Annotated in this window: 22 protein-coding genes; 14 read left to right on the top strand and 8 right to left on the bottom strand. The window is 65.3% G+C overall.

From position 1 onward, the window contains the following. Positions 1-72 precede the first annotated feature (72 nt). The 5 genes from ACVOMC_RS13490 (at position 73) to ACVOMC_RS13470 (ending at position 5,888) form a co-directional block, all read left to right on the top strand. Positions 73-1,197 (top strand): polyamine ABC transporter substrate-binding protein, encoded by a 1,125-nt coding sequence (locus ACVOMC_RS13490; protein WP_481524353.1) that lies wholly within the window; start codon positions 73-75, stop codon positions 1,195-1,197. Between the two features lie 311 nt (positions 1,198-1,508). Continuing rightward, positions 1,509-2,639 carry an ABC transporter ATP-binding protein gene (locus tag ACVOMC_RS13485; protein WP_481524352.1) on the top strand — a complete coding sequence of 377 codons (1,131 nt, stop codon included), beginning with the start codon at positions 1,509-1,511 and terminating at the stop codon, positions 2,637-2,639. Then, the gene (locus ACVOMC_RS13480; protein ID WP_481524351.1) at positions 2,636-3,562 is read left to right on the top strand and encodes an ABC transporter permease subunit; all 927 of its coding nucleotides are present in this window, start codon (positions 2,636-2,638) and stop codon (positions 3,560-3,562) included. The genes ACVOMC_RS13485 and ACVOMC_RS13480 overlap by 4 nt, the downstream gene beginning before the upstream one ends. Then, complete coding sequence (locus ACVOMC_RS13475; protein ID WP_481524350.1) at positions 3,559-4,404, top strand: ABC transporter permease subunit; 846 nt, start codon at positions 3,559-3,561, stop codon at positions 4,402-4,404. The genes ACVOMC_RS13480 and ACVOMC_RS13475 overlap by 4 nt, the downstream gene beginning before the upstream one ends. Positions 4,405-4,520: 116 nt before the next feature. Then, positions 4,521-5,888, top strand: coding sequence for an NAD-dependent succinate-semialdehyde dehydrogenase (locus ACVOMC_RS13470; RefSeq protein ID WP_481524349.1), 1,368 nt, complete (start codon positions 4,521-4,523; stop codon positions 5,886-5,888). Positions 5,889-5,952: 64 nt separating this feature from the next. Here the strand turns inward: ACVOMC_RS13470 and ACVOMC_RS13465 are convergent, their stop codons facing one another. From ACVOMC_RS13465 to ACVOMC_RS13440, 6 genes are all read right to left on the bottom strand, one after another. Continuing rightward, a complete protein-coding gene (locus tag ACVOMC_RS13465) occupies positions 5,953-6,969 on the bottom strand; it encodes a magnesium and cobalt transport protein CorA (protein ID WP_054657129.1) in 1,017 nt (338 codons plus the stop codon). Positions 6,970-6,974: 5 nt separating this feature from the next. Then, the gene (locus ACVOMC_RS13460; protein WP_481524348.1) at positions 6,975-8,207 is read right to left on the bottom strand and encodes a lipoprotein N-acyltransferase Lnb domain-containing protein; all 1,233 of its coding nucleotides are present in this window, start codon (positions 8,205-8,207) and stop codon (positions 6,975-6,977) included. Next, positions 8,204-9,082 carry an HlyC/CorC family transporter gene (locus ACVOMC_RS13455; RefSeq protein ID WP_054657131.1) on the bottom strand — a complete coding sequence of 293 codons (879 nt, stop codon included), beginning with the start codon at positions 9,080-9,082 and terminating at the stop codon, positions 8,204-8,206. The genes ACVOMC_RS13460 and ACVOMC_RS13455 overlap by 4 nt, the downstream gene beginning before the upstream one ends. 71 nt (positions 9,083-9,153) lie before the next feature. Then, the gene (locus ACVOMC_RS13450; RefSeq protein WP_481524347.1) at positions 9,154-9,720 is read right to left on the bottom strand and encodes a hypothetical protein; all 567 of its coding nucleotides are present in this window, start codon (positions 9,718-9,720) and stop codon (positions 9,154-9,156) included. A 6-nt stretch (positions 9,721-9,726) separates the two neighbouring features. Continuing rightward, entirely contained in the window at positions 9,727-10,212 is a 486-nt protein-coding gene (gene ybeY / locus ACVOMC_RS13445; RefSeq protein WP_481524346.1) for an rRNA maturation RNase YbeY, read from the bottom strand. Further along, positions 10,209-11,195 carry a PhoH family protein gene (locus ACVOMC_RS13440; RefSeq protein WP_057506224.1) on the bottom strand — a complete coding sequence of 329 codons (987 nt, stop codon included), beginning with the start codon at positions 11,193-11,195 and terminating at the stop codon, positions 10,209-10,211. The genes ybeY and ACVOMC_RS13440 overlap by 4 nt, the downstream gene beginning before the upstream one ends. A 557-nt stretch (positions 11,196-11,752) precedes the next feature. On the opposite strand from ACVOMC_RS13440, the gene ACVOMC_RS13435 reads away from it, so the two are divergent. The 3 genes from ACVOMC_RS13435 to ACVOMC_RS13425 are packed head-to-tail and all read left to right on the top strand — an operon-like array spanning position 11,753 to position 14,831. Beyond that, complete coding sequence (locus ACVOMC_RS13435) at positions 11,753-12,727, top strand: HlyD family secretion protein (protein ID WP_481524345.1); 975 nt, start codon at positions 11,753-11,755, stop codon at positions 12,725-12,727. 50 nt (positions 12,728-12,777) lie between these two features. Further along, positions 12,778-13,719 (top strand): ABC transporter ATP-binding protein, encoded by a 942-nt coding sequence (locus tag ACVOMC_RS13430; RefSeq protein WP_481524416.1) that lies wholly within the window; start codon positions 12,778-12,780, stop codon positions 13,717-13,719. Continuing rightward, the gene (locus ACVOMC_RS13425; RefSeq protein WP_481524344.1) at positions 13,716-14,831 is read left to right on the top strand and encodes an ABC transporter permease; all 1,116 of its coding nucleotides are present in this window, start codon (positions 13,716-13,718) and stop codon (positions 14,829-14,831) included. Before ACVOMC_RS13430 ends, ACVOMC_RS13425 begins: the two co-directional genes overlap by 4 nt. Before the next feature lie 150 nt (positions 14,832-14,981). On the opposite strand, the gene miaB is transcribed toward ACVOMC_RS13425, so the two are convergent. Next, positions 14,982-16,430, bottom strand: coding sequence for a tRNA (N6-isopentenyl adenosine(37)-C2)-methylthiotransferase MiaB (gene miaB, locus ACVOMC_RS13420; protein ID WP_481524343.1), 1,449 nt, complete (start codon positions 16,428-16,430; stop codon positions 14,982-14,984). Between the two features lie 144 nt (positions 16,431-16,574). Between miaB and ACVOMC_RS13415 the strand changes: the two genes are divergently transcribed. The 6 genes from ACVOMC_RS13415 to ACVOMC_RS13390 all read left to right on the top strand — a co-directional run bounded on the left by ACVOMC_RS13415 (position 16,575) and on the right by ACVOMC_RS13390 (position 21,588). Next, complete coding sequence (locus ACVOMC_RS13415) at positions 16,575-17,495, top strand: lytic transglycosylase domain-containing protein (RefSeq protein WP_481524342.1); 921 nt, start codon at positions 16,575-16,577, stop codon at positions 17,493-17,495. Positions 17,496-17,667: 172 nt separating this feature from the next. Then, on the top strand, positions 17,668-18,288 hold the full coding sequence (gene petA / locus ACVOMC_RS13410; RefSeq protein WP_054656760.1) for a ubiquinol-cytochrome c reductase iron-sulfur subunit: 621 nt from the start codon (positions 17,668-17,670) through the stop codon (positions 18,286-18,288). A 2-nt stretch (positions 18,289-18,290) separates the two neighbouring features. Then, positions 18,291-19,553, top strand: a complete 1,263-nt coding sequence (locus ACVOMC_RS13405; protein WP_481524341.1) for a cytochrome b — start codon at positions 18,291-18,293, stop codon at positions 19,551-19,553. Then, positions 19,546-20,289, top strand: a complete 744-nt coding sequence (locus ACVOMC_RS13400; RefSeq protein WP_481524340.1) for a cytochrome c1 — start codon at positions 19,546-19,548, stop codon at positions 20,287-20,289. Before ACVOMC_RS13405 ends, ACVOMC_RS13400 begins: the two co-directional genes overlap by 8 nt. 154 nt (positions 20,290-20,443) lie before the next feature. After that, the gene (locus ACVOMC_RS13395; protein ID WP_054656762.1) at positions 20,444-21,079 is read left to right on the top strand and encodes a glutathione S-transferase N-terminal domain-containing protein; all 636 of its coding nucleotides are present in this window, start codon (positions 20,444-20,446) and stop codon (positions 21,077-21,079) included. An 80-nt stretch (positions 21,080-21,159) separates the two neighbouring features. Next, entirely contained in the window at positions 21,160-21,588 is a 429-nt protein-coding gene (locus ACVOMC_RS13390) for a ClpXP protease specificity-enhancing factor (RefSeq protein ID WP_481524339.1), read from the top strand. A 186-nt stretch (positions 21,589-21,774) separates the two neighbouring features. On the opposite strand, the gene ACVOMC_RS13385 is transcribed toward ACVOMC_RS13390, so the two are convergent. Next, positions 21,775-22,125: a DUF3301 domain-containing protein gene (locus ACVOMC_RS13385; protein ID WP_481524338.1), complete on the bottom strand. Its 351-nt coding sequence runs from the start codon at positions 22,123-22,125 to the stop codon at positions 21,775-21,777. Positions 22,126-22,145: the final 20 nt, after the last annotated feature.

Genomic DNA, 22,145 nt, shown 5'->3' with positions numbered 1-22,145 from the left:
TCAGGTGGGACAATAAGCCACCACCGGTCCAACCGGTTCCCCCATTGCTCCCGGATCACCACTGGAGAATCCATGAAGCTGCGCATTTTGACCGCGGGTGTCGCCCTTTCCCTGCTTGCCGCCTGCGGTGGCAAGGACGAAGGCGCCAAGGCGCCCGAAGGCGGCGAGGCCAAGGTCCTCAACGTTTACAACTACTCGGACTACATCGCCGAGGACACCATCCCGAATTTCGAGAAGGCGACCGGCATCAAGGTCACCTATGACGTGTTCGACAGCGATGAGATGGTCGAGACCAAGCTGCTGACCGGTGACAGCGGCTATGACATCGTGGTGCCGACGCTGAACTTCTTCGGCCGCCAGATCCAGGCCGGCGTGTTCCTGCCGCTGGACAAGAGCAAGATCCCGAACCTGGCCAATCTCGACCCGGCGGTGATGGCGCGCATCGCCGGCCAGGACCCGGACAACAAGTACGGTGTGCCGTACATGATCGGCACCACCGGCATCGGCTACAACGTGGCCAAGCTCAAGGAACGTTTTGGTGGCAGCACCGAGATCGCCAACAGCTGGGACCTGGTGTTCAAGCCGGAAAACATCGCCAAGATGAAAGATTGCGGCGTGACCATCCTGGACACCCCGGCCGACATGATTCCGATCGCGCTGCACTATCTGGGCGAAGATCCGCACAGTGCCGATCCGGTGGCGATCGAGAAGGCGGCCGGGCTGCTCAAGTCGATCCGCCCGTATGTGCAGAATTTCCACTCCAGTCAGTACGTGGGTTCGCTGGCCAATGGCAGCACCTGCCTGGTGGTGGGCTGGTCCGGTGACATCATCCAGGCCCGCGACCGTGCCGAGGAAGCCGGCAATGGCGTGGAAGTGGCGTACTCGATTCCGAAGGAAGGTGCGCCGCAGTGGTTCGACATGCTGGCGATCCCCAAGGATGCCAAGCATCCGGAAAACGCCTATGCATTCATCAACTACCTGCTGGAACCGCAGGTGGCCGCCAACAACACCAACGTGACCCAGTACGCCAACCCGGTCACGGCGGCCACGCCGATGGTGGACGAGGCGATCCGCAACGATGCCACCGTCTATCCGCCGGCCGATGTGGCGGCCAAGATGTTCACCTATGGGATCAACACCCCGGAGACGGACAAGCTGTACACCCGTCTGTGGACCCAGATCAAAACCGGGCGCTGATCGCCAGCGCGGGGTCTGTCCCGGCCTGACCGGTCGTTGAACCCGCTGACCGGCAGGGGGACTGTGACGGCTCCCGTACTGCCCCAGGCAGCCTCCGTGCACCGCATGGAGGCTGTTTTGCTTTCTGCCCGGCCTGCCGGCAAGCGGATTCCCCCAGCTCCGGGGCCGGTAACCGGCCCGGCGCAGCCCTGTCCCCTGACCGTGAACGGCTCTGGCTGGAGGGCCATCCGCCAGATATAGCGGTGTCCCCTGCAAAACGCGGGGGCTAAACTACGTCCGTTTGTCCATCTGCCCGTGCCTGGAGCCTGAGCATGCCCGTTGAAGCCACGCCGGCGACCGTTGTCCTGAACAACGAGCCCGGCTACCTGTCCATCCGTGATCTGCGCAAGGAGTTTGACGGCTTTGTCGCCGTTGAAGACGTCAATCTTGACGTGCGCAAAGGGGAGATCTTCGCGCTGCTGGGCGGGTCGGGCAGTGGCAAATCCACGTTGCTGCGCTGTCTGGCCGGGTTCGAGACCCCGACCAAGGGCAAGATCCTGCTCGACGGCCAGCCGATCACCGCGCTACCGCCCTACGAGCGGCCGATCAACATGATGTTCCAGTCCTATGCGCTGTTTCCGCACATGACCGTGGAGCAGAACATCGCCTTCGGCCTGAAACAGGACGGACTGGCCAAGGACGCGGTCGCGCGCCGTGTGGGTGAGATGCTGGAGCTGGTGCAACTGGGCAAGCTCGCCAAGCGCAAGCCGCACCAGCTCTCCGGTGGCCAGCAGCAGCGCGTGGCGTTGGCGCGGTCGCTGGCCAAAGGGCCGAAACTGCTGCTGCTGGATGAGCCGATGGGCGCGCTGGACAAGAAGCTGCGCTCGAAGATGCAGCTGGAGCTGGTCAACATCATCGAGCAGCTGGGCGTGACCTGCGTGATGGTCACCCATGACCAGGAAGAGGCCATGACCATGGCCACCCGCATCGCCGTGATGGACCAGGGCTGGATCCAGCAGATCGGCAAGCCCGATGACATCTACGAGCAGCCGGCCAACCGCTTCGTGGCCGGTTTCATCGGTTCTGTCAACCTGATCGAGGGCGTGATCGATGAAGACCTGCCCGAATACGTCACCGTGCGTACCGCCGATTTCCCGGCGCCCATCTACGTCGGCCACGGCATCACCGGCTATGAAGGCCAGCCGGTGGCGTTCGCGCTGCGGCCGGAGAAGGTGCACATCGGCAAGGACGAGCCGGAAGGGGAGACCAACAAGGCGCGCGGCGTGGTCGAGGACATCGCCTATTTCGGCAGTCATTCGGTCTACCACGTGCGGCTGCCCAGTGGCGCCAAGATCCTGTCCAACTTCGCCAACATGAAGCGTTGGGACAGCGATGGCATCACCTGGAACGACGAGGTCTGGGTGTCCTGGGACGACAACGACGGCGTGGTGCTGACCTCATGAGCGCGATCCGTTCCCAGCGAAACGGCTGGCGGCGCTGGCTGCCCGACATCCGGGCTGCGGTGATCGGAGTGCCGTACCTGTGGCTGCTGCTGTTCTTCGCGATCCCGTTCCTGATCGTGCTGAAGATCTCCTTCGCCAAGATGGCGGTGGCGATGCCGCCGTACACCTCGATCGTGGAGTACGTGGACAGTGCTTTCACCATCAATCTCAATCTGGGCAACTACACGCAGCTGTTCACCGACAGCCAGTACGTCGTGGCCTACCTGAGCTCGATCAAGATCGCGCTGATCTCCACTCTGCTGACGCTGCTGATCGGTTACCCGATGGCGTATGTGATCGCGCGCATGTCGCCGTCGGCACGCAACATCGCGATGATGCTGGTGGTGCTGCCGTCGTGGACCTCGTTCCTGATCCGTGTCTATGCGTGGATCGGCATCCTCGACAGCAATGGCCTGATCAACCGGACCCTGATGGGAATGGGGCTGATCGATGAACCGTTGCGCATCCTCTACACCCCGGTGGCAGCCTACATCGGCATCGTCTACTGCTACCTGCCGTTCATGGTGCTGCCGTTGTACGCCAACCTGGTCAAGCTTGACCATCGCCTGCTGGAGGCGGCCTACGACCTGGGCGCGCGGCCGTGGAAGGCGTTCTTGAAGATCACCCTGCCGCTGTCGCGCAACGGCATCATCGCCGGCTGCATGCTGGTGATGATCCCGGCGGTGGGCGAGTTCGTGATCCCGGAGATGCTTGGCGGCCCGGATACGCTGATGATCGGCCGTGTGCTGTGGGGCGAGTTCTTCAACAACCGCGACTGGCCGCTGGCTTCGGCGGTGGCGATCGTGATGCTGATCCTGCTGCTGATTCCGATCCTGATCTTCAACCGTGCGCAACAGCGCGAGCTGGAGGGGCGACTGGTATGAGCACGACCCGGCGTAATTCCTGGCTGGGCTGGAGCGTACTGCTGCTCGGCTTTGCGTTCCTGTACCTGCCGATCCTGCTGTTGATGCTGTATTCGTTCAATTCATCCAAGCTGGCGACGGTGTGGGCGGGTTTTTCCACCAAGTGGTACGGCGAACTGTTCCGCGACCGCCAGCTGCTGCAGGCGGCATGGGTGAGTCTGAAGATCGCATTCTGGACGGCTACGGCCTCGATGGTGATCGGCACGATGGCGGCGATGGCGATGACGCGTTTCAAGCGTTTTCCCAGCAAGACGCTGTTCGGGGCGCTGATGACTGCGCCGCTGGTGATGCCGGAAGTGATCATCGGCCTGTCGATCCTGCTGATGCTGGTGTCGATGGGGGGGCTGTTCGGGCTGCCCTCCAAGGGCGTGGTGGCGATCTGGATAGCGCATGTGACCTTCACCATTTCCTTCGTCACGGTGGTGGTCTCCTCGCGTCTGCAGGAGCTGGACCGTTCGCTGGAAGAGGCGGCGATGGACCTGGGCGCCAACCGGCTGAAGGTGTTCTTCCTGATCACCTTGCCGATCATCGCTCCGGCGCTGATGTCGGGCTGGCTGCTCGCGTTCACGTTGTCGCTGGATGACGTGGTGATCGCCAGCTTCGTCGCCGGCCCCAGTTCGACCACGCTGCCGATGAAGATCTTCGCCTCGGTGCGCATGGGCGTGAGCCCGAAGATCAATGCGCTGGCGACGTTGCTGGTGCTGGCGGTATCGGCGGTGGCGGTGATCGGCTGGTGGATTTCCGCACGTGCCGACAAGCTGCGCCAGCGCGACATGCAGCTGGCCCTGCAGGACAACGGCTGATCCGTCGCGCCTGCGGTATGCGCGCCGCGGCGCGGCGGCCTGCCACGCGATGTACTGACGCCGGCTTTCCAGTGCCGGCGTTACCATGACCGCCTCGTTGAATGCAGGTGTGTGCCATGGCGTCGTATCAGACAGTGAATCCTTTCAGCGGGCAGGTCGTAGGCACGATCGCGCTGATGGGCGCGGCCGAGATCGAGCAGCGGCTTGCCGCCGCCGAGTCGGTGTTCCCGGCATGGTCGTCACTGGCGTTGGCGCAACGGGGACAGTTCCTGCACAAGATCGCTGCCGGCTTGCGCGCGCGACGCGATGAGCTTCAGCGCACGATGACCGCCGAGATGGGCAAGTTGCGCCGCGAGGCGCTGGCCGAGATCGAGAAAAGTGCCGCCGCCTGCGAGTATTACGCCGATCACGCCGGCGACTATCTCGCGCCGCAGCCGGTGCCCACCGAAGCCCAGCGCAGCTACGTGGTCTATCAGCCCATCGGCTGTGTGATGGCGGTGATGCCGTGGAATTTTCCCGTCTGGCAGGTGATCCGCTTCCTTGCACCGGGCTTGATGGCCGGCAACGTGGCGCTGCTCAAGCACGCCAGCAATGTGCCCGGATGCGCCGATCTGTTGCGCGAGGTGGTGGCTGCCGCCGGTGTGCCGCAGGGCGTGTTCGACGTGCTGCATATCGACAATGAGCAGGCCGCCGCGGTGTTGCGCGACCGCCGTATCAAGGCGGTCACGCTGACCGGTAGCGAGCGGGCAGGGCGTTCGATCGCGGCCAACGCCGGTGATCAGCTGAAAAAGTGCGTGATGGAGCTAGGCGGAAGTGACGCGTTCGTGGTGCTGGCGGATGCCGATATCGATACGGCGGTCGCGGCCGCGGTGAAGTCGCGCTTCGACAATGCCGGCCAGACCTGCATCGCGGCAAAACGCTTCATCGTGGTGGAGCCCATCGCCGACACCTTCGTGAAGCGCTTTGTCGAAGCCGCCAAGGCGCGCATCCACGGTGATCCGCAGGACGAGGCGACCACGTTGGCGCCGCTGGCGCGTGGGGACCTGCGCGACGAGTTGCACCGGCAGGTGCGTGAGAGCATCGACAAGGGGGCAACGCTGCTGCTGGGCGGTGAGCCGGTGGCCGGCAGCCATGCCGGCTACCAGGCCTCCATCCTCGACCAAGTCGGCCCCGGCATGCCGGCCTACGAGCAGGAGCTGTTCGGGCCGGTGGCGGCGATCCTGCGGGTGAAGGACGATGCAGAGGCGGTGCGTGTGGCCAACGATACGACGTTTGGTCTGGGCGGCAGCGTGTGGACCGCCGATGCAGCAAGGGGCGAAACGCTGGCGCTGCAGCTGCAGTGCGGCGCGGCGTTCGTGAACTCGGTGGTCAAAAGCGATGCGCGTCTGCCATTTGGCGGGACCAAGCGTTCCGGCTTCGGTCGCGAACTGGCCGGGCATGGCATCCACGAGTTCATGAACATCAAGACCGTCTACGTGGCTTGAGCGGGAGTCGTGAGCCGGTATCGCCAAGTGGTGCGCGCCGGCGGTAGGAGCCGCGCCGCGGCGGTTACAGCCAGCGCGCCCGTTTGAACAGGCGGTACAGCACGACGCAGGTGACCGCCACACTGGTGATCAACAGCGGATAGGCGAAGCGTCCCTCCAGCTCCGGCATGAACTTGAAGTTCATGCCGTACCAGCTGGTGATCAGGGTGGGCGCGGCCAGCAGTGCGGCCCAGGCGCCGAGGCGCTTGACCGTCTCGCCCTGGGTCAGCGTCACCAGTGACAGGTTCACGCTCAACGCGGTGCCCAGCATTTCGCGCAGGGTATCGATGGCATCGTTGACCCGCGCGGCATGGTCCTGCACATCGCGCAGGTACAGGCGGACTTCTTCGTTGATCAGCTGCGCCTGGTTGCGTTGCAGCTGCGCCAGCGCATCCTGCAGCGGGGCGACGGCCAGGCGCATCTTGTTGAGCTCGCGCCGCAGTTCGTACAGGCGGATCACCGTGCGGCGCTTGTAGCTCTCGGCGAAGATGTCTTTTTCCAGCAGATCCAGCGTTTCGCTGAAGCTGTCGGTGATCGGCAGGTAGTTGTCGACCACCGCATCGAGTACCGAGTACAGGCAGAACGAGGGACCCATCGCCAGCTGCTCGGCCTCGCGCTCCAGTCGCGCCCGCACCGGCGCATAGGACAGCGAAGCGCCATGGCGCACCGTCACCAGATAGCGTGGGCCCAGGAAGGCATGGGTTTCGCCGTAACGGATACGCTCGTCAACCACCTGCGCGGTATGCACCACCACGAACAGCGAGTTGCCATAGGTCTCGATCTTGGGCCGCTGGTGCGCCTTGCGGGTGTCTTCGACGGCCAGGTCATGCAGATCGAACTCCTCCTGCACCTTGTCCAGCACCGCGTCGTCGGGCTCATACAGGCCGACCCAGACAAAACCCTTGGCATCGTCGGCCAGTACGTCGCTGATGCTGTCCAGGTCCAGTGCGCGCAGCGTGCCGTCCTCGCCGTACCAGGTGCAGTTGATCACGCACGCCGGGTTCACTGGCGGCGAAACGGATGCGGGCAGGGTCGGTTCCATGCGGCCTATTCTGCCTTGGAAACGGTCGCTGCCGGGTTGCCGAGCAGGGTCGCCAGAGTCAGGTGGATCGGCAGCAGCAGCACGATCCACTGCACATTGAACTGCGGCTGCAGCGACAGCCAGTGCAGCGGCAGCGCGACCAGTGCGATCACGGCCAGCAGCCCCACTGCGATACGGAAACCGCGGCTGGGGCGACGGCCACGCAGCAGGCTGACCGCGCCGGGAATCAGCAGCAGGGCCAGTGGATTGAGCAGCAACAGATTGCGATTGGCCCAGGCGGCTTGATGCTCGCTGAAGCCCCACAGATAGGTCAGCAGCGCACCGGCGATACCGCAGAACAGCCAGAACGGCAGTGCGAACGCGGCCATCGCCCGGGATTTGCGACGTGCCGCAAACAGGGACGCGGACACTGCCAGCCCCACCAGCAGCCATGGCCACCAGTGACGGCGCTGCTCCTGGGGTTCGGCGGCCAGGCGCTGCGGCAACAGCTGCTGCTCGGCCTGCACCAGGGGGCGCCCCTCACTGTTGCGGGCTTCGCGCAGGCTGTCGGCCAGGCGCATCGGCACGAAGGCTTCCTGCCAGCGCGACAGTGGCCGGTCGGCGAACGGCCCCAGTCCCAGGTCGAATCCCAGCCACATCCACAGTGAGGGCGAGGCAAGGCGAACCGATTCGCTGCGATAGGTATTGCCGCGCGAGCGCCCGGCCAGCTGCGATTGCAGGCCGCCGCCCATGGCCTGATCCAGACTGTCACGCACCATCGTGGCGCAGTTGGCGGTGAAGTAGTCGTAGCGGTAGCGTGCATTTTCCGGTTTGGCACGCTCGGCCAGGGCGTCGGCCAGATTCCGCGCCTGCTGTGGCGGAAGATCCAGCCACTGCAGGTTGGCCCCGCGGCCGGCGTCGCGGTACTGGGCCAGGTCTTCTTCCAGGGGCAGCGCCACCAGGTAATACATCATCCGGCCGCGCACGAAGTTGCCGATGAAATCCGGTTCGGACGGATCGAAGAAGCCGAAGTTGTAGGACGTGGCCTGGTCGCGGGCCGGGTCGAGCACCACCAGCGCATCGTGGCCGAAGCGCTCGAAGAAGACCTCGCCCGGCAGCATGGTCACCACGCCGATACGTGGCGTGGTGGCGTCAGTGGGCTGGACCGCGGCCGGCTGGGCGCTGCCGGTCGTGCAGACCAGCAGCAGGCACAGCAGCAGGAACGCGGACAGCAGCCGCGGCAGATGCCGGCGGATCAATCGTCGTCCCGGGTTTCGGGGGGCAGCACCGTGACGTGGAATGCCTGCACGCGACGGGCATCGGCACGGGCCACGCGGAACACGAAACGGTCCAGGGTCAGCTCGTCCCCGGTCTCCGGCAGGTGGCCGATGGCCTCGGTGACCAGACCGCCAATGGTGTCGTAGTCATCGTCGGGGAAATCGGCGCCGAAACGCTCGTTGAAATCCTCGATGGCGGTCAGTGCGTCCACCACATAGCGGCCGTCGGCCTGGATGGCGATCTGCGCGGTGTGGTCCTCGGTCTCGTCATGCTCGTCGTCGATCTGGCCGACGATCTGCTCCAGCACGTCCTCGATGGTGACCAGCCCGGCGACACCGCCGTATTCGTCCACCACGATCGCCATGTGGTTGCGCGAGAGCCGGAACTCCTTGAGCAGCACATTGAGCTTTTTCGATTCGGGGATCAGCACCGCCGGACGCAGCAACTCGCGCACGCTGGCGTGGGTGTTGTCGGCGACCACGCCGCGCAGCAGGTCCTTGGCCAGCAGGATGCCGAGAATGTCATCCTTGTTCTCGCCGTGGACCGGGAAGCGCGAGTGGCCCGATTCCACCACCTGCTTCATCAGTTCCAGGAACGGCGAGTCGACCGGCAGCGACACCATGTGCGAGCGCGAGATCATCACGTCGCCGACAGTCAGTTCGGCCACCGAGATGGCGCCTTCCATCATGCGCAGGGTGTCCGCGGCGATCAGCCCGTCCTGTTGTGCCGTGTGCAGCACGGCAAGCAGTTCGTCGCGGGTGTGGGGTTCGCCGGAGAAGGCCGCAGTCAGGCGCTCAAGCCAGCTGCGCTTCTTCTCGCCTTGCTCCGGGGAGGTACTACTGTCGTCTTCAGACATCTCTTCAATTGACTGCACCCGCTAAACCGGGCGTTGGGCGCAAGTCTAACAGGATGTCCGCTCCGGTCAGCTCATGCCGGTGACGGTGCCGCCGGGGCCTTTTCCGGGGCCTCCGGCGCTTCATCCTCGGCGGGGATGTCCAGGCTGTAGGTGCAGCCGGCCAGGGTCTTGCCGGGGTGGGATTTGACGTTGGACACGCTCAGGATCACCGATTCGATCAGGGCTTCGCCAGTCCTGGCATCGATCACGTCGCGGCTGACCAGTTCGCGGCCGAACATGGCTTTGTCCGGGGTATCCACTGCCGATTCCAGGTCCAGTTCGCGGGCCAGTTCACGGGGATCGGGCAGGTCGAGGATCGCCACGATGGTGGCGCCGGCCATGGCGATATGGTCGGCACGGCGGCCGAACACGGTGATCGGGGTGTTGAGCCGGTATTCGGCCATGAACAGGTTGCCCTGCGGCAGCGGCCGCCAGCCCAGCGCCACGGCTTTGAGCGGGTCGTTGGCGATCGGCGCCAGCGCGGTGAAATCACTCACGCTCTGGCGACATTCGATCAACGCCGGCAGGTCGATGGCGGTGGCGGCGGCGCTGTTGCCGCTGACCAGGCACAGCAGAATGCACAGGGAAAGACGCTTCATCGGAATTCAGCGTTCGCCGGCGTAGGGATCGGTGATGCCGAGGTCGGCCAGGATTTCGCGTTCCAGCTGCTCCATCGCCTCGGCTTCCTTGTCGTCCTCGTGGTCCCAGCCCAGCAGATGCAGCACGCCGTGCACTGTCAGGTGGGCGTAGTGGGCATTGAGGGCCTTGCCCTGTTCGGCGGCCTCGCGGGCCACCACCGGCGCGCAGATCACCAGGTCGCCCAGCAGCGGGAACTTCACGCCCTTGGGCAGGCCCTCGGGCAGCTCGGCCGGGAAGCTGAGCACATTGGTGGCGTAATCCTTGCCACGGTAGTGGTGGTTCAGCGACTGGCCTTCCTTGGTATCGACCAGACGGATGGCCAGGTCGGCTTCGCGGATACGCCCCTTCAACGCGGCAGCGGCCCATTTGCGGAAGCTCACCGCCGCCGGCAGGCCGGCACGGGGCAGGGCGTAGCTGACGGCTACATCAAGGCGGGTGGGGCCCCTGGTCATAGGTCTGCTCCGGGTTTGACCTGCTGCAGGTCGCGGCGGTCATAGGCGTTGACGATGCGCGCCACCAGCGGGTGACGCACCACGTCGCGCGATTCGAAGAACGTGAAGCTCACGCCTTCCACGCCACGCAACACCTCGATGGCGTCGCGCAGGCCGGATTTGACGTGTTTGGGCAGGTCGTTCTGTGTCAGGTCGCCGGTGACCACCGCGGTGGAGCCGAAGCCCAGCCGGGTCAGGAACATCTTCATCTGTTCGATGGTGGTGTTCTGCGCCTCGTCCAGGATCACGAACGCGTCGTTGAGGGTGCGTCCGCGCATGTAGGCCAGCGGCGCGATCTCGATGACGTTCTTCTCCAGCAGCTTGGCCACTTTCTCCACGCCCAGCATCTCGTACAGCGCGTCGTACAGCGGACGCAGGTACGGGTCGACCTTCTGCGACAGGTCGCCGGGCAGGAAGCCCAGTTTTTCGCCGGCCTCCACCGCCGGACGCACCAGGATCAGGCGCTGCACGCGCGCTTCGTTCAGTGCATCCACCGCCATCGCCACGGCCAGGAAGGTCTTGCCGGTACCGGCCGGGCCGATGCCGAAGTTGATGTCGTGGGTGGCGATCTGGTGCAGGTATTTGGACTGGTTGGCGCCGCGGCCACGCACGGTGCCGCGCTTGACCTTGATCGCCACTTCCTGCGCCTCGTAGGCCTGCCCGGCGACGTGCTCGACGTTGGCCCGGTTCAGTCGCAGGTGGATGGCGTGGCTGTCGAACACCGTCTCGGCGGCCTCGGCATATAGCGCCTTGATCAGTTTTTCGGCCTCGGCCGGGGTTTTGCCCGGGCCGCTGATGCGGAAGATCGGGCCGCGGTTGGCGATTTCCACGCCGAGTTTGAGCTCGATCTGGCGCAGGTGTTCGTCGAATGGGCCGGCAAGGTTGGCCAGCCGTTCGTTGTCTGCCGGTTCCAGGGTGAAATCGCGTTGGGAATGGGTCGTCATTTCAGAAAAACGCTCGCGCCGGGGCGGCGCGGAGGAAAGAGGGACAAGGAAGGGTAGCGCGCGCGGCAGGGGACCACCAGCAACCCGGACCTAGGAGCGGTGGCCGGCTGCGGCTTACGCGCGGTCGTGGAGCGGGATACCGTTTGTCGGCACCGTTGACCTGCGTGCCGGAGGCGTATGGGGCCGGCCGTCGCGTGCCTGCTGGAGCGACCGGTGCCGGGGCAGGTCCCGCCTGCCGCGAGAGCCGCCGGGTTCTCCACAGGCGCTGTGCAGTGCTGCTGCAGCAACCTGTGGACAAGGCCTGCCAGCCGTTGCCGCACAAGGCGTTATGCGGGGTGGTGAAAATTCCGCCAGTCCAGCTGGCGTCATCCACAGCGATTGTGGGCGGTTGTCGGAGAAAGATGTGGATAAGCCTGCAAGACGCCACGCTGGCAAGGGTTTTCGGGTGCTGGTCAAATAATCGCCAATGGCTGCTGATGCGGATTTAACGCCGGCGTGGCCAAGGTGAGGGTGTTGTCCGCTGCCGCCTGCTGCACGCCACTGCGAGGGTTCTGCCGATGCCAGCGTTTTTGCCTGCACCGCGATTGCCGCTGCTGCCGGTGGTACTGGCATTGCTGCTGGCGGCCTGTGGCAAGACGCCACCGCAGGTGCTGGGCACGCTGGAATGGGACCGGATCGTGGTGCCGGCGCCGGCGGCCGAGACCATCGTCGGCATTGAAGTCACGGAGGGGCAGCGGGTCGAGGCCGGTGCGGCGCTGCTGCAGCTGGAAACCACCCGTGCCGCGGCGCAGCTGGCCGCCCTGCAGGCGCAATCCCTGCGCGCGCAGGCCGCCTGGGCCGAGTTGCGCAATGGCCCCCAGCAGGAGGAAATCGCCCAGGCGCGGGCAAACCTGGAGGCGGCGCGGGCACGCGCGGCCGACGCATCGGCCTATCTGGCGCGCTTGCAGCCGTTGGGACGGCAGCAGCTGGTGGCCGCCGCAGAGGTTGACCGTGCGCGTGCGGCAGCCGGCAATGCCCGCGGCGCGGTGGAGGCCGCCGAGCAGGCACTGCTGGCCCTGGCCGGTGGCACACGCCCGGAGCAAGTCGCCCAGGGCAGGGCGCAGCTGCAGGCCGCGCAGGCGCAGCTGGCCGAGCAGGCGGTCACGCTCGAGAAGCTGGCACTGGTCGCGCCGCGTGCCGGGCTGGTCGATGCCCTGCCGTATCGCCAGGGTGACGTCGCGCCGGTAGGGGCACCGCTGGTGGTGCTGCTGGTGGGCGCACGCCCCTACGCGCGGATCTATCTGCCGGCGCCGTTGCGGGCCTCGGTGGTGGTCGGACAGCGCGCGCAGGTCGAGCTGCAGGGACGGGCGGGGCGCTTGGCCGGGCGGGTGCGGGCGATCCGCAGTGAGCCGGTATTCACTCCTTATTACGCGCTCAGTGGTGATGACGCCGGACGCTTGAGTTATCTGGCCGAAGTGGAGCTGACGGCCGACAACGATGCCGGGGAGCTGGCGCGGTTACCGGCCGGCGTGCCGGTGCAGGTGACCTTCTGAGCGGCCCGGCGGAGCACGCTGCAGGGGCTGCCAGGGACGCGGGTCCGGCGATCCGGGCGCGCGGGCTGACCCGGCGTTTTGGGCAGCTTGTTGCGGTCGACCAGGTCGACCTGTGCGTGCCGCGGGCCAGTGTGTACGGGTTCCTGGGCCCGAACGGTTCGGGCAAGTCGACCACCATCCGCATGCTGTGCGGCCTGCTCATGCCCAGCGCGGGCGAGATCGAGGTGCTGGGTCTCACGATTCCGGCACAGGCCGAGCAGCTGCGCCGGCGCATCGGCTACATGACCCAGCGCTTTTCGCTGTTCGAGGACCTGAGCGTGCGCGAGAACCTGGAATTCCTCGCCGCGGTGCAGGGCATTGCCCGCGCCGTGGCGGCGCGCCGGATTGCCGAGCTGATCGAGCAATACGATTTCCAGGACCGGCAGAAGCAGCTGGCAGGCACCCTCAGTGGCGGGCAGAAGCAGCGGCTGGCCCTGGCCGGCGCGGTGATCCAGCGGCCGGAGCTGCTGTTCCTGGACGAGCCGACCAGCGCGGTGGATCCGGAATCGCGGCGCGACTTCTGGGAAAAGCTGTTCGATCTGGCCGATGCCGGCACCACGTTGCTGGTATCCACGCATTACATGGACGAAGCCGAGCGCTGCCATCGTCTGGCGATCCTGGACCGCGGCCGGCTGGTGGCCGATGGCTCTCCGGCCGAACTGGCCGGCGCGCTGCATGGCTGCACGCTGGGGGTGTCGGTGGCGCAGCCGCGGCAGGCGCAGCGCGTGCTGTCGCAGCTGCCGGGAGTGCTCAGTGTGGCGCAGATCGGCAATCTGCTGCGGGTGCTGGTCCAGCCAGGCGATGACCTCCCGGCGCGCCTGCAGCGGCAGTTGCAGGCCGCAGGGCTGCGGGCACAGGTCACACCGGTGCCGCCCAATCTGGAGGATGTGTTCGTCTCGGCCACCCGCGGCCGTGGCGGTGCCGATGCCGAGAAGGGCGGGAGGGACGCATGAGCCTGCGCCGGCTCTGGGCCATCGTGCTGAAGGAGCTGCGCCAGCTGCGCCGCGATCGCATCACCCTGGCCATGATCGTCGGCATCCCGGTGATGCAGCTGGTGCTGTTCGGCTATGCGATCAATCTCAACCTGCGCCACCTGCAGGCCGGCATCGCCGACCAGGCCGGTACCAGCGCCTCGCGGGCGCTGGTGATGGACATGGTCGCCACCGGGGTGATCGCCCCGGCGCTGTGGGTGCAGACGCCGGAGGAGCTGATGCGCGCGTTGCGGCGCGGCCAGATCAGTGTCGGGGTGGTGATTCCTGCGGATTTCGAGCGTCGCCGCTTCGAGGGGCGCGAGGCGGTGCAGGTGCTGGTCGACGGCAGCGACACGGTGGTGCAGAGCACGGCGCTGCAGCTGGCGCAGGTGCCGCTGGAGACACGGCCGTTGCGCAATGATCGGCCGCTGCGCACCGGCGCGAACGGCGGCAGCGGCCAGGTCAGCGTGGTCGCCTTCTACAACCCGCAGCGGCGTTCTGCGGTCAATATCGTGCCGGGTCTGATCGGCATCATCCTGACCATGACCATGGTGATGTTCACCGCGGTGGCGATCGTGCGCGAACGCGAGCGCGGCAACATGGAACTGCTGATCGCCACCCCGCTCAGTCGCAGCGAGCTGATGATCGGCAAGGTGCTGCCGTATGTGGCGATCGGCCTGGTCCAGACCTCGCTGGTCCTGCTGCTGGGAGTCTGGCTGTTCCAGGTGCCGGTGCGTGGCAGCGTGCTGGAGGTCTATCTGGCGACGATGCTGTTGATCGTGGCCAACCTGGCCCTGGGGCTGTTGATCTCGACCAAGGCGCGCTCGCAGTTCCAGGCGATGCAGATGACGATGTTCGTGTTCCTGCCTTCGATCCTGCTGTCGGGTTTCATGTTTCCGTTCGCGGGGATGCCACGGCCGGTGCAATGGCTAGCCGAGCTGCTGCCATTGACCCACTTCCTGCGCCTGATCCGCGGCATCATGCTGCGCGGGGCGCGGCTGTGGGAGCTGTGGCCGGAAGTGCTGGCGCTGCTGGCTCTCATCGTGGTGATGATGGCGCTGGCGATACTGCGCTTCCGCAAGCGGCTGGATTGAACGCTGCAGTATCCACAGCGGTTGTGGACCGGGGCTTGGCAAAGATGTGGATAAGCCCCGGCCGTGCAGGCAGGCCAGGGCTTTTGCGCGGGTGGTCAAAAAATCGCCAAGGCCTGCCGCCCGGCCGGAACGGGTCCGGCCAGAGCGGAATCAGGCCGCGACGATGCGCCCGCGCAGCGAGTTGCTCAGCGCCTCGGTGATGACCACATCGACGAACTGGCCGACCAGGCGCGGGTGGCCGGGGAAGTTCACCGAACGCATGTTCTCGGTCTTGCCGGTCAGCTCGTTGGGGTCCTTGCGCGAGGGGCCTTCGACCAGCACCGACTGCACGCTGCCCACCATCGACCGCGAAATGCCGGCGGCATGGTCGTTGATGTGCGCCTGCAGGCGCGACAGGCGCGCATGCTTCTCGGCGTCGCTGATGGTGTCCTCCAGGTCGGCGGCCGGGGTGCCCGGGCGGCGCGAGTAGATGAAGGAGAAGCTCTGGTCGAAGCCGACGTCCTCGATCAGCTTCATGGTCTTTTCGAAATCGGCCTCGGTTTCGCCGGGGAAGCCGACGATGAAGTCCGAGGAAATCGAGATGTCCGGGCGAACCGCGCGCAGCTTGCGGATCTTGGACTTGAATTCCAGCGCGGTGTAGCCGCGCTTCATCGCGCTGAGGATGCGGTCACTGCCGGCCTGCACCGGCAGGTGCAGATAGTTGGCCAGCTGCGGTACGTCGCGATAGGCGTCGATCAGCGAGTCGCTGAACTCCAGCGGGTGCGAGGTGGTGAAACGGATGCGGCCGATGCCGTCGATTTCGGCCAGGGTGCGGATCAGCAGGCCCAGGTCGGCGATCTCGCCGTCCCCATAGGGACCCCGGTAGGCGTTGACATTCTGGCCGAGCAGGTTGATCTCGCGCACCCCCTGCGCCGCCAGCTGCGCGCATTCCACCAGCACATCCTCGAACGGCCGGCTGACCTCGGTGCCGCGGGTGTAGGGCACCACGCAGAACGAGCAGTACTTGGAGCAGCCTTCCATGATCGACACGAACGCCGACGGGCCTTCGGCGCGGGGCTCGGGCAGGCGATCGAACTTCTCGATCTCCGGGAAGCTGATGTCCACCTGCGGCTTGTTCTGCTCGCGGCGGGCGCGGATCAGCTCCGGCAGGCGGTGCAGGGTCTGCGGGCCGAAGACCAGGTCCACGTAGGGCGCGCGTTTGACGATGGCTTCGCCTTCCTGCGAGGCCACGCAGCCGCCGACACCGATGATGACATCGCGGCCACCGGCCTTGAGTGCCTTCCAGCGGCCGAGCTGGCTGAACACCTTCTCCTGCGCCTTCTCGCGGATGGAGCAGGTGTTGACCAGCACCACATCGGCTTCTTCGGGGTTGTCGGTCAGCTCCAGGCCTTCGGATTCGGCCAGCACGTCGGCCATCTTGGCCGAGTCGTACTCGTTCATCTGGCAACCGTGGGTCTTGATATAGAGCTTGCCGCGCGCGCCGCCGGCAGGCTTCGGCTTGGCGCCGGGCAGGGGAATGAGTTCAGGAGTGGTCATTTCAACAGACGGCACGGCGGAGCCGGCCGGATTCGGCGAGGGAGAAGCGGGCGTCCCGGGCATGGTGCGTATTCCAGACGGGTGGGCGGGCAACGACCCGAAGGCCGCATTCGAAGCCGGCTATTGTATCGGGCCATGCCCGGGTGCAGGGCCGGCGGGCCGTCAAATACTTGGCAAGCCCCGGTGAAGCTGGGAGACTCCCCGCCCATGAAGGGGATTTTGGGGATCGCCGCAGTTCTTGCCGCGACACTGACCGCCGCGCCGGCCAGTGCAGGCACGCTTTACAAGTGTGTCGGTGGCGATGGCGTGGCGAACTATGTCAGCAAGCGCATCGGCGGGGCGCAGTGCAGCGTGGTCAGCAGCTACCGGCCCGCGCGCGAGGCGCCCCGGCGCATGCCGGTGGTGGCCCCTCCGGCTTCTTCGCCGGCGACTCTTGCGGACACCGCTTCCGGATCCAGCCCCACCCCAGTGGCCGCCCAGGTCGCACCGGCTGCGGTGGCGCCCCTTCCGGCACCCGCGCCTGCGACCGCTGGGAAAGCCCAGCGCGTGGTCAGCGGGCAGGTCTATTCCTATATGAAAGATGGCGTCCGCCATTACACCAGCGCCCGGCCCGCACAGCTGGCCAGCGTCGGCCAGGTGCGCACCATCCAGTACAGCTATATCGAGCGCTGCTTTGCCTGTGGCGTGCAGTCGCGGGTCAACTTCGGCTCGGTGCGTCTGAACACCCACGCCTACAGTGCCGAGATTGCGTCGGCTGCCCGCGAGTTTGGAGTCGAGGAAGCGGTGGTGCGCGCCATCATCCATGCCGAGTCGGCGTTCAATCCGACCGCGCTCAGCCGTGCCGGAGCCCAGGGCCTGATGCAGTTGATGCCGCCGACCGCACGTCGCTTCGGGGTTTCCGATTCCTACGACGCCGGACAGAACATCCGTGGCGGCGTGCAGTACCTGGCCTGGCTGCTACGCCGCTTCAACGGCAACCTGACGCTGGCGGCGGCCGGTTACAACGCTGGCGAAGGCGCCGTCGACCGTCATGGCGGCGTACCGCCGTATCGGGAAACCCAGTACTACGTGCAGCGCGTGGCGCAATTGGCTGACCGCTATCGGGGCGAATTGGCGACGCGGCAGTAAGTGCTGACGTTTCTGTTGCAACAGGCCGTGACAAATTTTACGGACTGGTGTTTGATCGCGTTGTGTCACCGTTAAGCGTTCCGCTACACTCGGGCGCGATTTGTTCAGAGCGGGCTGGCCCCCACCAGACCGCTGGCAGCCTCAAGCTACCTAATCAATATCGGAGTGCCGGATGGCCAACGATGGGGTAAACGATCCAGTCAACACCGGACGTCGGCGGTTTTTGACAGCGACCACAGCGGTGGTCGGAGCAGTCGGCGTCGGCTTCGCAGCGGTACCGTTCATCAAGTCGTGGAATCCCAGCGCCCGCGCCAAACTGGCCGGGGCCCCGGTGACGGCCGATATCAGCGCCTTGCAGGAAGGCCAGCGCCTGATCCTGGAATGGCGTGGCCAGCCGATCTGGATTGTCAAGCGCTCCAAGGCCATCCTCCAGGCGTTACCGGGACTGGATGGCAGGCTCAAGGATCCGGAGTCCGACAACAAGGACCAGCAGCCGGACTATGTGCTCAAGGGCAATCCCGAATTCCGCTCGATCAAGCCGGACATCTCCGTGCTGGTCGGGCTGTGCACCCATCTGGGGTGTGCGCCGGAGATGGTCGCCGAGATCCGTCCCGAACCGTATGACGCGCAGTGGAAGGGCGGCTACTTCTGCCCCTGCCACAAGTCGCGTTTCGACATGTCCGGGCGCGTGTTCCAGGACGTGCCGGCACCAATCAACCTGCTGGTGCCGCCACACCATTATGTGGATGACAACACCATCGTCATCGGCGTCGATCCGCAGGGGGCTGCCTGATCATGGCCGACAACATTCTCACCCGCACCGCCACCGGCGTGGCCAACTGGGTCAATGAGCGTGCTCCCGGCCTGATGCCGGTTTATCGCAAGCATGTCAGCGAGTACTACGCGCCGAAGAATTTCAACTTCTGGTACTACTTCGGCTCGCTGGCGATGGTGTTGCTGGTCAACCAGATCCTGACCGGCATCTTCCTGACGATGCACTACAAGACCAGTGCAGCCGAGGCGTTCGCATCGATCGAATACATCATGCGCGACGTGGAGTGGGGCTGGCTGATCCGCTACATGCACTCCACCGGTGCCTCGTTGTTCTTCATCGTGGTCTATCTGCACATGTTCCGCGGTCTGATGTACGGCAGCTACAAGAAGCCGCGCGAGCTGGTGTGGATCCTGGGCATGCTGATCTACCTGGTGCTGATGGCCGAAGCCTTCATGGGCTATGTACTGCCGTGGGGGCAGATGTCGTTCTGGGGCGCGAAGGTGATCATCTCGCTGTTCGGTGCCATTCCGGTGATTGGCAACGGCCTGACGGAGTGGATCATGGGCGACTACCTGCCCGGTGATGCCACCCTCAACCGCTTCTTCGCCCTGCATGTGATCGCGTTGCCGCTGGTGCTGCTGCTGCTGGTGGTGCTGCATCTGGGGGCGCTGCACGAAGTGGGCTCCAACAATCCCGATGGCGTGGAGATCAAGAAAGGGCCCAAGGGCAACCGCTGGTCGGCGGGCGCGCCGGCCGATGGCATCCCGTTCCACCCGTACTACACGGTCAAGGACATGGTGGGCGTCGGCTTCCTGCTGGTGATTGCGGCCTTCATCATTTTCTTCGCCCCGGGTTTTGGCGGACTGTTCCTGGAGCATGACAACTTCACCGAGGCCAACCGGCTGGTGACGCCGGCGCACATCAAGCCGGTCTGGTACTACACCCCTTACTACGCCATGTTGCGCGTGGTGCCGGACAAGCTTGGTGGTGTGATGGTGATGTTCTCGGCCATCGCCATCCTGTTCCTGGTGCCCTGGCTGGACCGGGCCAAGGTGAAGTCGATCCGTTACCGCGGCCCGCTTTCGCGGTTGATGCTGGGCCTGCTGGTGGTGTGCTTCGTGTGGCTTGGGGTAATCGGCTCCGGCCCGGGAACGGCGATCTGGGAAACCTGGGTCGGGCGTGTACTGACTTTCCTGTACTTCGCCTTCTTCATCACCATGCCGCTGTGGACCAAGCTCGACAGCACCAAGCAGGTACCGGACCGGGTGACGACGCATGACTGACAAATGGATAGTGCGGCTGCTCTTTGCAGCAGCGATGCTGTTCTGTACCTCGGCGTCCGCCGCCGATGGCGGGGCCTTGCAGCAAGCGGGAAATGACCTGGGGGATCGCGCTTCGCTGCAACGCGGCGCCCAGGCCTACATGAGTTATTGCTCGGGCTGCCACTCGCTGAAATATCTGCGTTATTCGCGTATGGCCGAGGACCTGGGGCTGACCGAACAACAGGTGATGGACAACCTCAACTTCACCGGTGCCGCGTTCGGCGAGCAGATCCAGGTGGCGCTGCCGCATGAGGCGGCCACCCAGTGGTTCGGCAAGATGCCACCGGATCTGAGCCTGATTGCCCGGGTTCGAGGAAGCGACTGGATCTACAGCTATCTCAAGTCGTTCTACGTGGACGAGTCGCGGCCGCTGGGCTGGAACAACGCCGTATTCCCCAATGCCTCCATGCCCAATCCGCTCTGGGAGCTGCAGGGCATGCAGCATGCGGTGTATGGCAAGGCCGAGCAGCCCGGGCTGGATCCCCCGGTCACCGGGCTGAAGATCGACACGCCTGGCAAGGTGGATGCCCGCGCATACGACCAGACGGTACGGGACATCACCAATTTCCTGGAATATGCCGGTGAGCCGGCAGCCCTGAAACGGCAGAGTATCGGCGTGTGGGTGGTGTTGTTCCTGGCGCTGCTGACGTTCCTGGCGTATCTGCTCAAGACCGAGTACTGGAAAGACGTGCATTGATTCCACGTGGCCCGGTGCGGGTGCAGGCACGGGGTGATGGCAGGGCCTTGGAAATTGTCTCGCCCGATTGCACACTCGGGAGACCGTGGCGACCGTCGGCAATGGGTTGGCGGAGCTGTAAGGCTGGCGGATTCCGGCCGTTGGAGAGCCTTTGATGGCGGCGAGTGTGCGTATGCGTAATACCCTGACTTTGTTCTCTGCCAATGACGATGTGCTGTGCCATCGGGTGCGGTTGGTATTGGCGGCCAAGGGCGTGACCTACGATCTGGTCCCGGTCGATGCGCAGAATCCGCCGGAAGATCTGATCGACCTCAACCCCTACCATTCCGTGCCGACCCTGGTCGAGCGGGAGCTGGTGCTCTATGCCGCCTCGGTAGTGAGCGAGTATCTGGATGAGCGCTATCCGCATCCGCCGCTGATGCCGGTCGATCCCCTGTCGCGGGCCCGGCTTCGCCTGGCGATGCTGCGCATCGAGCACGACTGGGTACCGCAGGTGCAGGCCATCCAGCTGGGCAACAAGACCCAGGCCGAAGCCGGACGCAAGCGCCTGAAGGAGCTTGTGGCGCAGTCGGTGCCGCTGTTCAAGGCGAGCAAGTTTTTCCTGAATCCGGAAATGAGCCTGGCCGATTGTGCGATTGCACCGATCGTGTGGCGGCTGGAGTCGCTGGGCATTCCGCTGCCCAAGGACGGCAAGGCGATCGAGGATTACGGCAACCGCATCTTCCGTAACCCGGGGTTTATCCGCAGCCTGACCGACCAGGAAAAGAAGCTGCGCGACCTGCCGGCCTGAGCGGGGAACAGCTGTACTTGCTCCCATCGAACACCGCCTCCGTGCGGTGTTCGCGCTTCAATGCGGCGTACACTTGGCATATGAGTGAAGAATCTTTTCGCATGAGCAGCCACCGTCCGTACCTGTTGCGGGCGCTGGTGGAATGGATCAACGACAACGGTATGACGCCGCATATCATGGTGGATGCGGGAGTCCCGGGCGTGCAGGTGCCAGCCAGCGCGATCAAGGAGGAGCGGGTCGTGCTCAATGTCGCCGAACGCGCGGTAATGCGTCTGCATATCGACAATGAGACGGTCAGCTTCACGGCACGCTTCTCCGGTGTCAGTTTCCCGGTTAGCGTGCCGATCTCGGCGGTACTTGCGGTGTACGCGCGGGAGACCGGGCAGGGCATGGCACTGCCGGACGATATTCCCGGTGCGGACCTGCCCCCGGACGATGACGATACGCCGCCGTCGGCACCCGAGCCGCCACCGGCGGGCAAGCGCCCGTTCCTTCGGGTGGTCAAGTAACCCGACACATCGCCGCCGCAAGGTGGCGATTCTTTTTGGGCGATGGCACGGTCCGGGTTGCCCGGACTCGGCGGCTGCAATCTCCCCCGCCGTCCGGCAGGGGCGCGATCAGCTCACGGGTTGCAGGAGGACGAGGCCTGGGTGTTGCCGCTGCCTGGGAGGCTGAGAGGGCGCTTGCCTGCTGATTCAGATGTCTTCAGCTTCTTCGCTGGATTGGCGGATCTTGCCGATCTGCGCCGCGGCCGGGCCGGAGAAGGACACCAGCTCACGACCGAGCAGCACCAGGCGGCCGGTGTGGCGTTCTATGCCGTCGTAGGAGTAGTCGAAGCGGAAGCTGCGCTCGAAGCCCAGCCAGCCGCTGGGCAGGCGGCGCAGGCGCATGCCGGTGGCATGCACGCTGTGGTCCAGCCATTGCACATCGGCAGCACGACAGGCGTTGCGGCCCAGTTCGCTGGCACGCTCGGCTGCGGCGCGGCCGGTGTCCCACAGCGCGAAGCCGATGGCGCCGATGATCATCAGGATGAGAAGAGTAGGCATGGCCACACTCTAGGGGCTGT

This window comes from Stenotrophomonas sp. STEN014, from assembly GCF_056760315.1.
Note: the sequence above shows the minus strand (reverse complement) of the source record. Positions and strands in the feature narration are given on the sequence as shown.

Coding starts and splice junctions, on each gene's coding strand:
- ACVOMC_RS13485 (WP_481524352.1), top strand. CDS start 1,509: ATGCCCGTTGAAGCCACGCCGGCGACCGTTGTCCTGAACAACGAGCCC.
- ACVOMC_RS13480 (WP_481524351.1), top strand. CDS start 2,636: ATGAGCGCGATCCGTTCCCAGCGAAACGGCTGGCGGCGCTGGCTGCCC.
- ACVOMC_RS13385 (WP_481524338.1), bottom strand. CDS start 22,125: ATGCCTACTCTTCTCATCCTGATGATCATCGGCGCCATCGGCTTCGCG.
- ACVOMC_RS13465 (WP_054657129.1), bottom strand. CDS start 6,969: ATGGAACCGACCCTGCCCGCATCCGTTTCGCCGCCAGTGAACCCGGCG.
- ACVOMC_RS13440 (WP_057506224.1), bottom strand. CDS start 11,195: ATGACGACCCATTCCCAACGCGATTTCACCCTGGAACCGGCAGACAAC.
- ACVOMC_RS13475 (WP_481524350.1), top strand. CDS start 3,559: ATGAGCACGACCCGGCGTAATTCCTGGCTGGGCTGGAGCGTACTGCTG.
- ACVOMC_RS13470 (WP_481524349.1), top strand. CDS start 4,521: ATGGCGTCGTATCAGACAGTGAATCCTTTCAGCGGGCAGGTCGTAGGC.
- ACVOMC_RS13490 (WP_481524353.1), top strand. CDS start 73: ATGAAGCTGCGCATTTTGACCGCGGGTGTCGCCCTTTCCCTGCTTGCC.
- ACVOMC_RS13450 (WP_481524347.1), bottom strand. CDS start 9,720: ATGAAGCGTCTTTCCCTGTGCATTCTGCTGTGCCTGGTCAGCGGCAAC.
- ACVOMC_RS13395 (WP_054656762.1), top strand. CDS start 20,444: ATGGCGGCGAGTGTGCGTATGCGTAATACCCTGACTTTGTTCTCTGCC.
- ACVOMC_RS13455 (WP_054657131.1), bottom strand. CDS start 9,082: ATGTCTGAAGACGACAGTAGTACCTCCCCGGAGCAAGGCGAGAAGAAG.
- ACVOMC_RS13405 (WP_481524341.1), top strand. CDS start 18,291: ATGGCCGACAACATTCTCACCCGCACCGCCACCGGCGTGGCCAACTGG.
- petA (WP_054656760.1), top strand. CDS start 17,668: ATGGCCAACGATGGGGTAAACGATCCAGTCAACACCGGACGTCGGCGG.
- ACVOMC_RS13400 (WP_481524340.1), top strand. CDS start 19,546: ATGACTGACAAATGGATAGTGCGGCTGCTCTTTGCAGCAGCGATGCTG.
- ACVOMC_RS13425 (WP_481524344.1), top strand. CDS start 13,716: ATGAGCCTGCGCCGGCTCTGGGCCATCGTGCTGAAGGAGCTGCGCCAG.
- ACVOMC_RS13390 (WP_481524339.1), top strand. CDS start 21,160: ATGAGTGAAGAATCTTTTCGCATGAGCAGCCACCGTCCGTACCTGTTG.
- ACVOMC_RS13415 (WP_481524342.1), top strand. CDS start 16,575: ATGAAGGGGATTTTGGGGATCGCCGCAGTTCTTGCCGCGACACTGACC.
- ybeY (WP_481524346.1), bottom strand. CDS start 10,212: ATGACCAGGGGCCCCACCCGCCTTGATGTAGCCGTCAGCTACGCCCTG.
- ACVOMC_RS13435 (WP_481524345.1), top strand. CDS start 11,753: ATGCCAGCGTTTTTGCCTGCACCGCGATTGCCGCTGCTGCCGGTGGTA.
- miaB (WP_481524343.1), bottom strand. CDS start 16,430: ATGCCCGGGACGCCCGCTTCTCCCTCGCCGAATCCGGCCGGCTCCGCC.